The following is a 13,886-nucleotide window of genomic DNA, read 5'->3' as shown; positions in this document are numbered from 1 at the left end:
CCGCCGGAGTGGACTTCACGGGGCCGGAAGGGTCAGCCGACCTTCTGAACGGTCCAGGCCTGCGCCGGACGGCCGTCCGCGCGCTGGAGGTCGAGCAGCCAGTTCCCGTAGTAGGGGCGGCCGCTCACGGTCAGGGCGAAGGCGCCGCTCGGGTCGGTGACCGTCACCGCGCCGCCGCGGGAGGTCAGCTTCCAGGCCTGCGCACCGGCGCCGGCGCAGGGCTGCTGCGCAACCCACATGCCCTCCGCCGGAGTGCCGCCCGGCTGCAGGCACTTGCCGGAGACGGCGGAGCGGATGCGGACCTGCCCGTTGCCCGCGTCGTCGAAGTACCACTGCTGCTGGGCGTACCCGTTGGAGCGGGCTCCGACGAGCACGGTGCCGTCGGCGCTGCGACCGCCCCAGACCTCGGCGTTCATGCCGCTGCTGCCGTTGCCGAGCAGGTACCGCGCGCCGGGGGTGGTGGTCGCGCCGCCGCCGGTGCCCTTCGTGCGGAAGGACGCGGCCTTGCCGGGACCGCTGTCCCGGCCGGCGCTGTCGCGGACGGAGACGGCGACCGTGTACGAGGTGTCGGGCCGGAGGTTGTAGACGCGCAGCACCGGGGACTGGACCCAGGCCAGGTGCTTGCCGTTCAGCAGGACCTGGTACCAGGCGGCGCCCTCGGCCTTGGGCCAGCTGACGACGGCGGAGTCCGGCTGGATCTGACCCACCGTGACGGCCGGTCCGCCGGTGGGCTTCTTGGTCGGCGTGGGCGTCGGCTTCTTGGTCGGGGTCGGGCTCGGGTCGGGGTTCGGACCGGGGTCGGTGCCGCCTCCGCCCTTGTTCTTCATCAGGAACTGGTTGTCGGCGATGTTCCAGTGCGTGGCCAGGTAGCTGCCGGCCTTCGGACTGGTGTGGAAGTAGTCGTCGTGGTTGCAGTCCAGGATGTTCTCGGCCGCCTGGTTGGTGCAGATGTTGCGCATCTGCGGGTAGTACGGGGTGTCCGAGTAGCACATGACGTCGAACTCGTCGGTGCAGTGCGCGCCGCGGCTGGTGTTCGGGGCGCTGTTGTTGACCGCGCCCAGGTTGTGGCCGAGTTCGTGCGCGGCGGTGTGGCCGCCCCAGCAGCCGGAGTCCGTACGCCCGTAGGAGGGGCCGAAGTTGCTCTGGTTGGCCTGCCCGGGGCGCTCGTCGCCGTTGAAGGTGCCGATGCCGCAGTAGACCTGGGTGTCCGCGAAGATCATGTACTTGCGGTCGCGGCGGTCGAGCCCCTTGCCGGCGAGCGCGGCGTTGGTCGCGCTGAACTCGGCCAGCGCGGAGTCCGGGAGCTCGATGTTGAGCACGGTGGGCGTGCAGTCGGCGGCCGTCACGTAGCGGATGTGGCGGATCCCGCCGGTCTCCTGGGCGCTCGTCGCGTAGATGAGGTCGGCATCGGCCGCCCACTTGCGGAACGAGGCCACGTACTCGGAGTAGCGGTCGCGGCCGGGGCCGTGGACGTACACGACCTGGACGCGGTTGCCGGTGCTGCCGTCGCCGTCGCACTGGACGGTCTGGCCCGCGGGGCCGGCGGCGACCGCCTGGCCGGAGGCCGAGGGCGCGGGTGCGGCGGCCTTGTCGGCGGTGTGGTCGGCGTCGGCGGCGGGCGCGTCCTGGGGGCGACCCCCGCCTTCGCCGGTCGCCGGGTCGTCGGCGGCGGGGCGGGCCGGATCGGCCGCGGGCGCCGACGCCTTGACGGCGGGCGCGATGTCCTTGGTGATGTCGACGCCCTTGGGCGGTGCGTCGGGGCCGTGGGTGCAGTGCCCGGCGCCGGTGCGGTAGACGCCGGCGCACCGGTCGCCCTTCGGCGCGGGGGCGAGGCCGTCGTAGACCATGCCGCGCGCGCTCTCGTTGGCGGGCGCGCTCGCGAGGGGTTCGGGATCCTGGTCCCGGGCGGGCGCGGCGGCCGGTGCGGCGGCCTCCGCGCCGGCCTGTACGGAAACGGCCTGGGCGCCGTCGCCCAGTCCGGAGTAGGCGATGCCGGCGGCGATCACCGCCGCCGTGGCCATGGCGGCGGTGACGAGTATCAACCGCCGGGGCTTGCGGCGGTGTTCACGCCGTCTGCGTCGTCCTGTCATGGGCACCTCAAGTCGATGTCGGATGAGTGGGTGCGCGGAAGCCTGCCAGACGAATGCGCCGGCGAATTCGGACAAAGGGGAGTCCGCTTCAAGAAATCGTTCCGTTACCTGTCCCTCAAATCTGATGAACAGTCAACATCCAATAAAACAAGGAGAGTTACGCGCGTTGCGCAGATTGGTCCAGGCCTTATCGGGAGGAGTCGTTATCAAATCGAGATAAGGATGGCCGGTCTATTGACGGGAATTCAGTTAGGGATTCATCTAATTACTACCTGTCGAATTCTCTCCGTCACGACCCGTGAGGAAAGTGGTGCGCGGCCCGAAACGGTAGGGTGCTGCCGCTGCCCGGCCGGGCGGTACGACGATGAACCCCCCTTGCCCGTACGGCCGTCACCGCGCTCGGGCAGGCGGCGGAACAGGAAGGCACCGCACGCCGTGACCGCCCCGTGGGACACCATCAGCGCCCTGGCCGACCGCTTCGACGCCGCCGACGCCGAGCAGGGGCTCCGGCCCGAAGAGAGCCACGTGCTCCAAGTCCTGAAGATCGGAGAGGAGTTCGGCGAAGCGGCCCAGGCCGTCATCGGCGCCAAGGGCACCAACCCCCGCAAGGGCCGCTCCCATTCCTGGGAGGACGTCCACGACGAGGTGTGCGACGTCATCATCACGGGCATGGTCGCCCTCGCCCGGATGCGCCCCGACGCGGCGGCGTACTTCGCCGGTCAGCTCCGGCTGAAGGCGGGCAAGTTCCTGCCCGCACCGGAACAGACCGGCGGCTGACCGGCACGGGCGGAGCGGCGCCGGCCGTCGGTACGGCGGCCGGCGCGACCGCACGCCCTCAGGCCCCGGCGGCCCGCACCGGACGCCGGAGCAGGTAGAAGGCCGCCGACGAGACGAGCACCGCCATGCACGCGATGAACACCAGCCCCGCACCCTCCAGCCCGAGCGGGCCCACCAGCACCCCCACCCCGATCACCGGTACCGAGATGCCCGCGTACGCCACCACGAACAGCGTCGAGATCACGGCCGCCCGCCGGTCCGCGGGAGACGCCGCGGCCACCGCGGACAGCGCCCCGCGGAACGCCAGCCCCTGCCCGCCCCCGCCGACCAGCGCACTCAGCACCACCAGCGGCAGCAGATCCCACCACAGCGCCCCCGCGAGCAGCGCGAGCCCGGCGAGGAGCCCGGCGCACCCCAGCGGGAGCGAGCGCCCCACCCCGACCCGGCCGACCACCAGCTGACCGGCCGTCGAGGCGAAGAAGGCCAGCGCCACGACCAGCCCGCTCACGGCGTGGTTGTGCACGTCCAGGGACTGCGCGAGGAACGCCGGGCTGACCGACGTGAACACCCCGAACAGCGCGAACCCCACGAAGGAGGCGATCGCCGCCGGCCCGAACACCGCCCGCACCTGCGGGGGTAGGCCGGGCCGCTGCGGCCGTACGGTGCTCAGCGGCCGCAGCTCCCGTACCGTCTCCGGAAGCCGCAGCAGGACGACGGCCGAGCCGGCCACCAGCGCGAGGTGCACGGCGAACGGCAGGTAGAGGGGCCAGGCGGCGTACTGCGCGAGCACTCCGGCGAGCAGCGGACCGCAGCCCAGCCCGCCCATGTTGGCGGCCGTCGCGACGAACGTGGCCCGCGAGGCGCCGTCGTGCGGTGCCAGCTCCATCACGTAGGCGGTGGCGGCCCCGGTGAACAGGCCGGCGGACAGTCCCGACAGCAGCCGCCCCGCGTACAGCCAGCCCATCCCGGTGGCGCACAGGAAGCAGACGGCGCTCGCCGCCGCGAACCCGAGGCCCGCCAGCAGCACCGGCCGCCTGCCCACGGCGTCCGAGGCATTGCCCGCCAGCAGCAGCACACCGATGACCCCGAAGGCGTACACGGCGTACACCACGGTCACCATCAGCTCGGAGAATCCGAACTTCTCCTGGTAGAGGCCGTAGAGGGGGGTCGGCAGCGTGGTGCCGGCCATGCACACCGCGAACACCGCCCCGCTGAGCAAACACGCGCGCCACCCTCGGCGATCACCGTCCATGCCGCCGACGGTAAACCCGCAGAGCGCCCGAACCCGGCCCCACGTGCCCGGCGCGCCGCCGCCCCGCCTGAACCGCGCAGGACGGTCTCCGCGAAACTGTCCCCCGGCGGCCGCGGCCCGCGGACCGCACACCGAGACGACCGCCAGGGGGCGTGATGGGTTTCTGGATGACGCTGTCGCGGCACGACGCGGGCCGCGTCGAGGAGCTGCTGCACCATCCCGACGGAGCGCAGGCGGGCCGCAGGCGGCTGTGGGAGGCCTGGAACGAGGGTCTCGACATGAATGACGAGGGCGAAAGCGGGAGCGCGCACGCACCCGGCGGCCCGCCCAGGCTGCGTTTCGCCGAGGAGAACAACGACATCCGCCGCAACTGGGACGGTCTGCACGTACTGCTGACCGGCTGTCGGGAACACGATCGGGACGAACACGCCACACCCTGCGGCCGGGCGCCCGCACGCGACGTGGTGATGGGCGGCCTGCCCCTCGTCGAGGACGGTGGTGGCGGCATCGCGCGCATCGACACCCCCCGGCTGCTGGTGCCCGCCGAGGTGCACGCCGTGCACGCCTTCCTGCGCACGGTGGACGTGCACGCGCTGATCCGTGAGCGCGCCGGGCTGGTGGAGGAGGCGGGCGTGTACTCCTTCCGCATGAGGGTCGGGCAGCCCGACGGGAGCGTCAGGACCATGAGCATGATCGAAGACGGTTCCCTGGCCGAGAGCCTGGAAGGCGTACGGGGCTTCTACGCGCGCGCCGCTGCGGCCGGGAACGCCGTCGTCAAGGAGATCTCCTGACGCCGCGCCGCGGCGGGCCGGGTCGCGATGGCCCGGCCCGCCGTACGCCCCCGGGCCCCCGGGTCCTCGGGGCGCGGCGGCGACTCAGCCGCCGAGCACGCCGAGGTCGATCCGCGCGAGGCGCTCGGGGTCGGTGAGGATGTCGAGCGCGGTGATCCTTCCGTTCCGGACGGTGAACGCCATGACCGAGATCAGCTCGCCCTGTGCCGACAGGGAGGCCACCCCGGGAAGGCCGTTGACCAGGATCGGATGCCCGGCCTGCGCGAACCGGGCGAAGGTGATCGCCTGGGATGCGACCTCGGCCGCACCGCGCCGCAGGAGGCTCGGGAGCAGCGTGCCGCCGTCGGAGCGCGCCACGATCTCGGGGTCGAGGACGGCGACCAGCGCGTCGAAGTCCCCGCCGCGCGAGGCGGCCAGGAAGGCGTCGACGACCGTACGCAGCCGGGCCGGATCGGTGTCGGGAGCGGGCGCCGCGTCCTGGACCCGGCGCCGGGCGCGACTGGCGAGCTGCCGGGTCGTGGCCGCCGTACGGCCGAGGACGGGGGCGATCTCGTCGAACGGCACGGCGAACATGTCGTGCAGGACGAACGCGAGGCGTTCGGCGGGGGAGAGGGTCTCCAGGATCACCATCAGGGCGATGCCGACGGAGTCGGCCAGGATTATCTCCTGCTCGGGATCGATGCCGTCCGCCCCGCTGACGATCGGGTCGGGGAGGCGGATCCGCCCCTCCTGGTCGTGCAGCGGATCCTCGCGCCGCGTGGCGCGCGAGCGCAGCATGTCCAGACAGACCCGGCCCACCACCGTGGTCAGCCAGCCGCCCAGGTTCTGCACCTCGTCCGCGTCCGAACGGCTCAGCTTGAACCACGCCTCCTGTACGGCGTCCTCCGCCTCGCTGAGCGATCCCAGCATCCGGTAGGCCACCGCCCGCAGGTGGGGGCGGTGTTCCTCGAAGCGCTGCGCCAGAAAGTCCTTGTCGCTCACCTGTCACGTCCCCGTGTTCCGTTCCGTCACTGCCGTTTCGGACGATAACCGACAGACTCAACAGGCGCCCGTCTCCCACGAGATGGGAAGACGATCACTTTGCGGAGGAGGCGTCCGCCGCCCGCCCGGGGCGTTCCGCCGCCATCACCCGGATCAGGCAGCGCCGGCGCTCCAGGGGCGCGTGGTCCTCGTAGGCGGTGCGGCCGTGCAGGATGCGGCGGTCGTCGAGAACCAGGCAGTCTCCCTCCGCCGGCGCAAGGGTGCGGGAGAGGCCGGGACGGGACAGGACCTCCTCCAGGGCGTCGATCGCGGCGCGGCGGTCCGCGGGCAGGTGGGTGCCGAGCAGGTCGTAGGCGCTGCGCATCCGCCGGACGTTGCACCGGACGCGGATGCGTCCGTCGCGCTCGGCGAAGGCCGGACCCCAGACGACCGGGCTCTCGCCGGGCGGTGTCACATGGCGCCGGTCGAAGGCGAACGGGGTGTGGAGCAGGGACAGCTCACGCGGATACTCCTCACCCAGGACGCGCCGCACCAGCGCCCCGTCCGCCAGGACGGACGCACCGCCCCGGCGGGCCGCGCGGCGGACGAGCAGCGCCAGCCAGTCGGGCTCGACACCGAACGGCGTCACCGCGGCGTCGTTGTGGAGGTGCAGATCGCCACGCGACTTCGACGTGTAGGCGGCCTCGTGGAACCGGCGGGCGTCGGTGTACGGGGAGGCACCCTCGTCCCGCACCAGCCAGGCCGTGGTCCGCTCCGGGCCCTCGCCCTGCGGGAGCGGATCCCCGAGGGGGCGGACCATCGAGACGGCCGGCTCCTGTACCCGGGCGGTGGTCATGGCCGCCACCGGGGCACCCGTGACGACCGCGAAGCCGCCGCCGGCCCCGCTGAAGCGCAACCCGCGGCCTGGAGCAGGACATCCTGCCCGCCGCCCGCGAACTGGGCGTGGCCCTGGTGGCGTACGCGCCGCTGGGCCGGAGACTGCTCCCCGGCGGGCTGACCACCGTCGACGCGCTCGCCGCCGACGACATCCGACGGCAGCAGCCGCGCTTCCTGGGCGACAACCTCACGGCCAACCTCGGCCTCGTCGACCGGGTGCGCACGCTCGCCTCCGAGGCCGGCTGCACCCCGGCGCAGCTGTCGCCGGCCTGGCTCCTCGGGCAGGGACCGGACGTGATCCCGCTCCCCGGCATGCGCAGGCGCACGCACCTGCGCGAGAATGCCGGCGCCGTCGGGCTGACCCTCCCGGCCGCTCTGCTGAGGGCGGTCGCGCAGGCGGTCGGGGAAGCGGCCGGCGCACGCGCGCCGGACATGACCCGACTGGAGAAGTAGCCACGGCCCCGTTACCCATGGTGATGATCAGTGACTGGTAGTGTCCGGTCGTGCGCGAAGAAGACCGAACCGTTCCGCGTGTCTTGATCGTCGACGACCATCCCCTGTTCCGGGAGGGTCTGAGAGCCGCGCTGGAGAGCACCCAGGGCGCCGTCGTGGTCGCCGAGGCCGAGACCGGCGGCGAGGTCGCGGACGCCGTCGACCGGCACAGCCCGGACGTGGTCGTGATGGACCTGTCCCTGCCCGACGTCTCCGGCATCGAGGCCACCCGCCGCCTCGCCGCCTCCCATCCCGGACTTCCGGTCCTCATGCTCACCATGTCCGACGACGACGGCAGCCTCCTCGCCGCGCTCCAGGCCGGCGCCCGCGGCTACGTGGTCAAGGGCGCCGGCTCCGAAGAGGTCCTGCACGCGCTGCGCACGGTCGCCGCCGGCGGCGCCGTCATCGGCTCGGACATCGCCGCCCGGCTCTCCGCCCTCCTCTCGGGCGGCCACCGGCGCGACGCCGAGCAGCTCTTCCCCTCCCTGACCGCCCGCGAGGTCGAGGTCCTGGAACTGATCGCCCGCGGCCACGACAACCGGCGCATCGCCCGCGAACTCGTCCTCTCCGAGAAGACGGTCCGCAACCACATCACCCACGTCTTCGAGAAGCTCCAGGTCACCTCCCGCGCCGAGGCCGTCGCCAGGGCCCGCGACGTGGGCCTGGGCGAAGAGGCCTGACCCACCGCCCGGCCCCCAACCCCCCGCCCCCGGGGCCGGATCGGGACACCGCCCCATGCGCCCGGGACCGGCGTCGTACGAGGCCGGCAGCGGACGGCGCCGAGCGGCCGAGGAGGCCGACATGCACGAAGTCCACCGGACACCGGCGAGCGTCGCCCCCCGCTCGGGGCCCGAGATGCTGCCCGCCTACGCCGTCTGCGTCCTCACCATGCTCTCCGGCATCACCTGGGCCGTGCTCACCCTCACCCACCTCGACCACCCGGCCCTGCGCACCGTCGGTGTCCACGTCGTCGCCAGCGCCGTCCTCCTCGGCCTCGGAATCGCCCTGACCGGCATGGTCTTCGCCGCCCGCCGCACCGCACGCGCCCTCGGCGCGCTCCTGCTCTGCTCCGGCTGCGCGCTGACCCTGGCCCAGTCGGTGCCGCTGATCGCCATCCTGTGCGGCGCGGGCCCGCGCGTCTTCACCGCGGTGATCTTCCTGGCGATGGTCGCCTACACCCTCATCGGCGTCATCATGTACCCCATGCCGCTGTGGCTGCCCAGCGGCCGCTTCCCCCGCGCATGGGGTCTGCCCTACGCGGCCTTCACCGCCGTCTTCAGCGCGGCCCAGCAGTACTACACCTTCACCGCCCCCGGCTTCACGTACTACGGACTCCCCACCCCCCTCTCGGACGGCGGCTGGGCCCGCGTGGCGGATCTCCTCACGCCGTGGATGGGCAGTGCCAACTACCTGGTTCCGCCGATCCTCTTCGGCACCGGCATGCTCATCATGGCGGTCCGATGGCCCCGCACCCCGAAGTCCGAGCGTCCCTACGCGATCCTGACGGTGCCGTACTTCCTCTGGTTCGCGGTGCTCTGCATCTACTCCTTCACCGACGCCCCCGAGGGCGTGAACGTGATCGCCCTCTACCTGGCCGCCGCGGCCTGGCCCGCGACCGTGGGGTACGTCCACATCCGCGAACGCACCTGGGCCCTGGACCGCGCGGGACGGCGCATCCTGACCGCCTTCGTCCTCACCTTCGCCCTCTTCATGGCCTACGCGGGCGGCGCCTTCGTCCTCTCCTACTTCGCGCCCGGCTCCCTGACCCCCGAGGCCGGGCTGATGGCCTGCTTCACCCTGCTCATCGGCGCCCTGCTGAGGCCCACCGCGCGCTGGGCCGCCCGTATGGTCGACCGCTACTACTACGGCGAACGCGCCCAGCCCTACCAGGCCGTACGGGAACTCGCCGACCGGCTCAGCCACGCACTCGACCCCGGCGACATGCCCCGGCTGCTCTGCGCCACCGTCGTGCACACCCTCAGGCTGCCGGGCGCCCGCCTCGTGCTGCGCACCCGGCACGGCGAGCGCGAACTGGCCCGCCTGGGCACGCCCGGGAGCTCCGACGAGGCCTTCCCCCTGGTGTACCGGGACAACGACATCGGCCACCTGCACGTCCCGCCGCGCGAGGGCGAACTCGCCCTCGACCAGCAGGACCGCGAGGCCGTGCGGATCCTCGCCGACCACAGCGCCCCGGCCATCGCCTCGCTCCAGCTCTACGAGGACCTCCAGACGAGCCGCGAACAGATCGTCCTGGCCCGCGAGGAGGAACGGCGCCGGCTGCGCCACGACCTGCACGACGGCCTCGGCCCGGCCCTGTCCGGCCTGCGCCTCCAGGTCGACGCGGCCCGGGCGGCCATGGAGCCCGGTACGAGGGCCACCGCCTCCCTCGCCACCGTCTCCGAGGGGATCGGGCAGGCCATCGACGAACTGCGCCACATCACCGGCGGCCTGGCACCCGCCGCCCTCGACGGCGCCGACCTGCCCCGCGCGCTGCGCCAGCTCGCCGAACACCTGGGCCGCACCGTGCACATCGGCGTGAGCCTCGCACCCGAACCGTTCCCCGGCCTGCCGGCGGCGGTGGAAGTCGCCCTCTACCGGATCACCGCGGAGGCCCTGAACAACGTGGTCCGCCACGCGGACGCCGACCACGCCCACGCCCTGGTGGTCCTGACGCCCGAGGCGGTGACGCTGGAGATCCGCGACAACGGCGCCGGGATCCCCGAGGGCGCCCACGGCGACGGGGGCCTGGGCGTGGGCCTGCGCTCGATGGCCGAGCGCGCCGAGGAGCTCGGCGGCACCTTCAACCTGGTCAGCACCGAGGCGGGGACCCTCGTACGGGCCGTGCTGCCGCGCACGGCCGAAGCGTCCTAGGCGAGAACGGGACCGGGGTCGGGTCACCTGCCCCATGCGCCCGGGACACGGGCGTTCGTACGTTGATGGTCCGAAGTCCGAACGGGACTCGGAGACCAGGAAGAAGAGGTACCCCTCATGTACGCAAAGATCGTGCGCATCGCGCCGGTGGCCGTTCTGGTCACCGCAGGTCTCCTGATGGCGGGCCCGGCCGCGACCGCGGCCCCGCAGCAGGACGTCACCGCCGTGTCGGTGCAGCAGCACCGGCCCGCCGGCAAGCACGGCCCGTACTCCAGCGAGAAGAGCTGCCACAGCGCCGGCAAGAAGGGCCAGTCCCAGGGGCACTGGCGCCACTACTCCTGCAAGTACGAGCAGCACAAGTGGTGGCTCTACACCTCCTGACCGAAAGGCCGCCACCTCATCGCCGGGTCCGGGACTCCGTCCCGGACCCGGTTCTCGCACGGCCGTTGCCGAAACGGGCCGTTGATCGTTGTGGGTGACCGACGGGGCAGTCGGGGCGGTCATCGATACGCGAGGCGAGTGGTCGGGATGCGGATGGTGCGCAGGACGGTTCTCCGGGCGGCGTCGGCCGTCGCCCTGACGGCATGGCTCGGCCACCCCGCGGCGTCGGCCGCACCACGCCGGGCCGGCGCCCCGGACCCCGCGCCCGGGCGCACCGTCCGGCTGCGCTTCACCCGCGCGACCAACGGCGCGGCCACCGCCACCGCCGACGGGGGCCGCGTCGTCGCCGAGGTGCAGAACATCCTCTGGTCGCTGCCCCCGGACGGCTCGCCCGCCACCCCCCTCACCCCGCCCGACCTGGAGCCCGGCCGCCCGGTGTTCTCCCCGGACGGCCGCCTCGTCGCGATGAGCGCCTATCGGGGCGGCACCTTCCACATCTGGGTGATGGGCGCCGACGGCACCGGGCTGCGCAAGCTCACCGACGGCCCCTTCGACCACCGCGCGCCCGCCTGGTCGCCCGACGGCCGCACCCTCGCCTTCTGCTCCGAACGCGGCGGCGATCCGGTGGCGGGCAGCCCGTACCGGATCTGGACCGTCGGCGTCACCGACGGCCGCGTCCGCCGCCTGACGGGCCTGCCGGGGCAGTCCGGTCCGGGCCAGGACGCCGCCTGGGAGGACTTCGACCCGGTCTGGTCGGCGGACGGCTCCCGCGTGCTGTTCGTCCGCGGCACGCCCACGGGGGAGACCCTGACCGCCCGGACCCTCGCCTCGGTCGCCGCCGACGCGGAAGGGCCCGTACGGATCGAACACACCGCCACCGACGGCAGCCTGCGCTCCCCGGCGCTCTCCCCGGCCGGCCGCACCGCCTGGCTGTCCGCCGCCCCCGGCGCCCGCAAGGCCGAGATCCTGACCCTGTACGCGGACGGCCGCCCCGTAGCCCTCCCGGGGGACCTCGCGCCCGCACCCCCGCGCTGGATCGACGACGACCGCCTGCTGATCACCCTGGACGGTCGGTTCCGGGTGATCCGCCCCCACCGGGACCCCCTCGGCCACGAGATCCCCCTCGACGCCACCCTCGAAGTGCCCCGCCCCGGCTACCGCGTCAAGCAGTACGCACTGGAGGCCGAGCGGAGCCGCCCGGTGCTCGGCCTCCACCTGCCCAGCCTCTCGCCCGACGGCCGCACCGTCGCCTTCGCCGCGCTCAACGCCCTGTGGACCGTGCCCGTCACCGGGGGAGCGCCGCGCAAGGTCGTCCAGGCACCCGCCACGGCCTACGTCCAGGGGCCGGTGTGGACCCCGGACGGCCGGGCCCTGGTGTACACGGACGACCGCGACGGCCTCAACACCGTACGCCGCCGCGAACTCGCCGGCGGCGCCGAGAGCGTCCTGTCCCCGAGCGGCCGCGTCTACGGGGCCCTCTCCCCGGACGGCACCCGGCTCGCCGCCCTCGACCTCGCCGGACGGCTCCTGGTACGCGACCTCGCGACCGGGACGGACACCCCGCTGGTCGAGGCCCTCGGCGGCGGCGGCCTGCCCAGCCCGCCCAGCTGGTCGCCCGACGGCCGGTACCTCGCCCTGTGCGACCGCAACCGGCTCAGCAGGCGCTTCCGCGAGGGCCACAACCTCATCCGGATCGTCGACACCACCACCGGCGCCGCCCGCCTCCACGCCCTCGCCCCGCACGCCTCCCTCTCCGACCGCTACGCCTCCGGCCCCGTCTGGTCACCCGACGGCCGCTTCCTGGCCTGCGTCGGCGAATCGGCGCTCCGGCTGCTCCCCGTCACCCCCGACGGCACCCCCGCGGGACCGGCCCGCCTCCTGACCGACGAGCCCGCCGACCACCCCTCCTGGGCCGCCGACTCGCGCACCCTGCTCTACCAGTCCTGCGCCCGGCTGCGCCTGCTCACCCTCGACGCGACCGGTACGCCCGCGGGACCGCCCCGTACCGTCCCGCTCACCCTGACCTACCGCCGACCCGCCCCCGTGGACACCGTCGTGCACGCCGGACTCCTCTGGGACGCCACCGGCTCCCCGCCCCGCGCCGACGTCGACGTCCTCATCCGCGGCGGCCGGATCACCGCCGTCGAGCCCCACCGGCCGCGCCGCCGCGCCGTGCGCACCGTCGACGCCTCCACCGGGACGGTGCTGCCGGGCCTGTGGGACTCGCACGTCCACCCGTACCCGTACACCTACGGGGCCCGGCAGGGCACGCTGCACCTCGCCTACGGCGTCACCACCGCGGTCTCCCTCGGCGGCTCCGCCTACGAACAGGCCCGACTGCGCGAGGACATCCGGGCCGGCCGGCTCGCCGCACCCCGGCTGCTGGCGGGCGGCGAGCTCCTCGACGGCTCCCGCGTCGCCTACAGCATGGGGCGCGCCCACCGCACCCGCGCGGGATTCGCCCGCTCGCTGGCCCGGGCCGCCGCCCTGGACTGGGACTTCGTCAAGACGTACGTCCGGGCTCCGTACGCGTTCATGGAGGACGCCGCCCGCTTCGCGCACGAGCGGCTCGGTGTCCTCGCCGGCTCCCACCTGTGCGCGCCCGGCATCCAGTCGGGCCAGGACCTGACCACCCATCTGGTGGCCACCGAGCGCGCCGAGTACGGCCACGGCTCGACCCCGGCGGGGTACACGTACCAGGACACCGTGGAGGTCTACGCGCACGGCGGGTTCGACCTCATCGCCACCCCCTTCTCGGCCCTGCCGCTGATCGGCGCCGATCCGGCGCTCGCCGCCGACGCCCGGGTCACGGACCTGATGCCGCCCTGGGACGTCGCGGCGGTCCGGGCCGCGGCCGCCCAGCCGCCGAGCCCGGAGCAGAGCGCCGCCCTGGAACGGGAGGTCGCCACCTACCGGGCCGTCCTCGCGGGCGGCGGCCGGCTGGCGCTGGGCACCGACGCTCCGCTCACCCCCGTCGGCCTCCACCTCCACCTGTCCCTGCGCGCCCTGCACCGGTACGGGCTCACCGCCGCCGAGGCGCTGACCAGCGCCACCCGCACGCCCGCCCGCGTCTTCGGCGTCGCGGACCACCTCGGCACGGTCGAGGCGGGCCGGATCGCCGACCTCACCCTCGTCGACGGGGATCCCTTCGCCGACTTCGCCGACCTGATCCGGGTACGGGCCACCCTCCGCGGCGGCACCCTCCATGAACGCGCCGCCCTGGAAGGCGCCTTCGCCCACACCGCCGCACGGGCCGACATGCCGCCCGAGGACTGGCGGGCCGTCCTGCACCAGATGCTGCGCGACGGCTGCTGCACCGGCACCACCCACCGGGGCCCGGCCTGAAGCGCGTACGGGTACCGCCGGCGCCTCCGG

General features: G+C 73.8%; 11 protein-coding genes. 7 read left to right on the top strand and 4 right to left on the bottom strand.

The genetic code is table 11. The features are described 5' to 3' along the window. Window positions 1–32: 32 nt before the first annotated feature. Entirely contained in the window at window positions 33–2,090 is a 2,058-nt protein-coding gene (locus ACFWBN_RS02340; protein ID WP_385169225.1) for an RICIN domain-containing protein, read from the bottom strand. Between the two features lie 435 nt (window positions 2,091–2,525). Between ACFWBN_RS02340 and ACFWBN_RS02335 the strand changes: the two genes are divergently transcribed. Further along, window positions 2,526–2,867, top strand: a complete 342-nt coding sequence (locus ACFWBN_RS02335) for a MazG-like family protein (protein WP_385169222.1) — start codon at window positions 2,526–2,528, stop codon at window positions 2,865–2,867. A gap of 58 nt (window positions 2,868–2,925) precedes the next feature. Here the strand turns inward: ACFWBN_RS02335 and ACFWBN_RS02330 are convergent, their stop codons facing one another. Then, window positions 2,926–4,119 (bottom strand): MFS transporter, encoded by a 1,194-nt coding sequence (locus ACFWBN_RS02330; RefSeq protein ID WP_385169218.1) that lies wholly within the window; start codon window positions 4,117–4,119, stop codon window positions 2,926–2,928. A 155-nt stretch (window positions 4,120–4,274) separates the two neighbouring features. Between ACFWBN_RS02330 and ACFWBN_RS02325 the strand changes: the two genes are divergently transcribed. Then, window positions 4,275–4,910: a DUF1877 family protein gene (locus tag ACFWBN_RS02325; RefSeq protein ID WP_385169215.1), complete on the top strand. Its 636-nt coding sequence runs from the start codon at window positions 4,275–4,277 to the stop codon at window positions 4,908–4,910. 84 nt (window positions 4,911–4,994) lie between these two features. On the opposite strand, the gene ACFWBN_RS02320 is transcribed toward ACFWBN_RS02325, so the two are convergent. Further along, complete coding sequence (locus ACFWBN_RS02320; protein WP_385169212.1) at window positions 4,995–5,891, bottom strand: sigma-70 family RNA polymerase sigma factor; 897 nt, start codon at window positions 5,889–5,891, stop codon at window positions 4,995–4,997. 94 nt (window positions 5,892–5,985) lie between these two features. Next, window positions 5,986–6,786, bottom strand: a complete 801-nt coding sequence (locus ACFWBN_RS02315; protein WP_385169209.1) for a TauD/TfdA family dioxygenase — start codon at window positions 6,784–6,786, stop codon at window positions 5,986–5,988. An 8-nt stretch (window positions 6,787–6,794) separates the two neighbouring features. Between ACFWBN_RS02315 and ACFWBN_RS02310 the strand changes: the two genes are divergently transcribed. The 5 genes from ACFWBN_RS02310 to ACFWBN_RS02290 all read left to right on the top strand — a co-directional run bounded on the left by ACFWBN_RS02310 (window position 6,795) and on the right by ACFWBN_RS02290 (window position 13,856). Next, complete coding sequence (locus tag ACFWBN_RS02310) at window positions 6,795–7,220, top strand: aldo/keto reductase (protein ID WP_385169705.1); 426 nt, start codon at window positions 6,795–6,797, stop codon at window positions 7,218–7,220. 50 nt (window positions 7,221–7,270) lie between these two features. Continuing rightward, window positions 7,271–7,939 (top strand): response regulator, encoded by a 669-nt coding sequence (locus tag ACFWBN_RS02305; protein WP_385169206.1) that lies wholly within the window; start codon window positions 7,271–7,273, stop codon window positions 7,937–7,939. A gap of 121 nt (window positions 7,940–8,060) precedes the next feature. Continuing rightward, window positions 8,061–10,130 carry an ATP-binding protein gene (locus ACFWBN_RS02300; RefSeq protein ID WP_385169203.1) on the top strand — a complete coding sequence of 690 codons (2,070 nt, stop codon included), beginning with the start codon at window positions 8,061–8,063 and terminating at the stop codon, window positions 10,128–10,130. Between the two features lie 117 nt (window positions 10,131–10,247). After that, window positions 10,248–10,511 (top strand): hypothetical protein, encoded by a 264-nt coding sequence (locus tag ACFWBN_RS02295; protein ID WP_385169201.1) that lies wholly within the window; start codon window positions 10,248–10,250, stop codon window positions 10,509–10,511. A 153-nt stretch (window positions 10,512–10,664) separates the two neighbouring features. After that, the gene (locus ACFWBN_RS02290; protein WP_385169198.1) at window positions 10,665–13,856 is read left to right on the top strand and encodes an amidohydrolase family protein; all 3,192 of its coding nucleotides are present in this window, start codon (window positions 10,665–10,667) and stop codon (window positions 13,854–13,856) included. The last annotated feature ends 30 nt before the right edge of the window (window positions 13,857–13,886 follow it).

Source organism: Streptomyces sp. NPDC059989, from assembly GCF_042736975.1.
Lineage (GTDB): Bacteria > Actinomycetota > Actinomycetes > Streptomycetales > Streptomycetaceae > Streptomyces.
The sequence above is the reverse complement of the archived record's forward strand: the minus strand, read 5'-3'. Positions and strand labels throughout refer to the sequence as shown.

Excerpts from the sequence above, each read along its gene's own strand:
- ACFWBN_RS02340 (WP_385169225.1), bottom strand. The coding sequence starts at position 2,090 with ATGACAGGACGACGCAGACGGCGTGAACACCGCCGCAAGCCCCGGCGG.
- ACFWBN_RS02330 (WP_385169218.1), bottom strand. The coding sequence starts at position 4,119 with ATGGACGGTGATCGCCGAGGGTGGCGCGCGTGTTTGCTCAGCGGGGCG.
- ACFWBN_RS02325 (WP_385169215.1), top strand. The coding sequence starts at position 4,275 with ATGGGTTTCTGGATGACGCTGTCGCGGCACGACGCGGGCCGCGTCGAG.
- ACFWBN_RS02300 (WP_385169203.1), top strand. The coding sequence starts at position 8,061 with ATGCACGAAGTCCACCGGACACCGGCGAGCGTCGCCCCCCGCTCGGGG.
- ACFWBN_RS02295 (WP_385169201.1), top strand. The coding sequence starts at position 10,248 with ATGTACGCAAAGATCGTGCGCATCGCGCCGGTGGCCGTTCTGGTCACC.
- ACFWBN_RS02290 (WP_385169198.1), top strand. The coding sequence starts at position 10,665 with ATGGTGCGCAGGACGGTTCTCCGGGCGGCGTCGGCCGTCGCCCTGACG.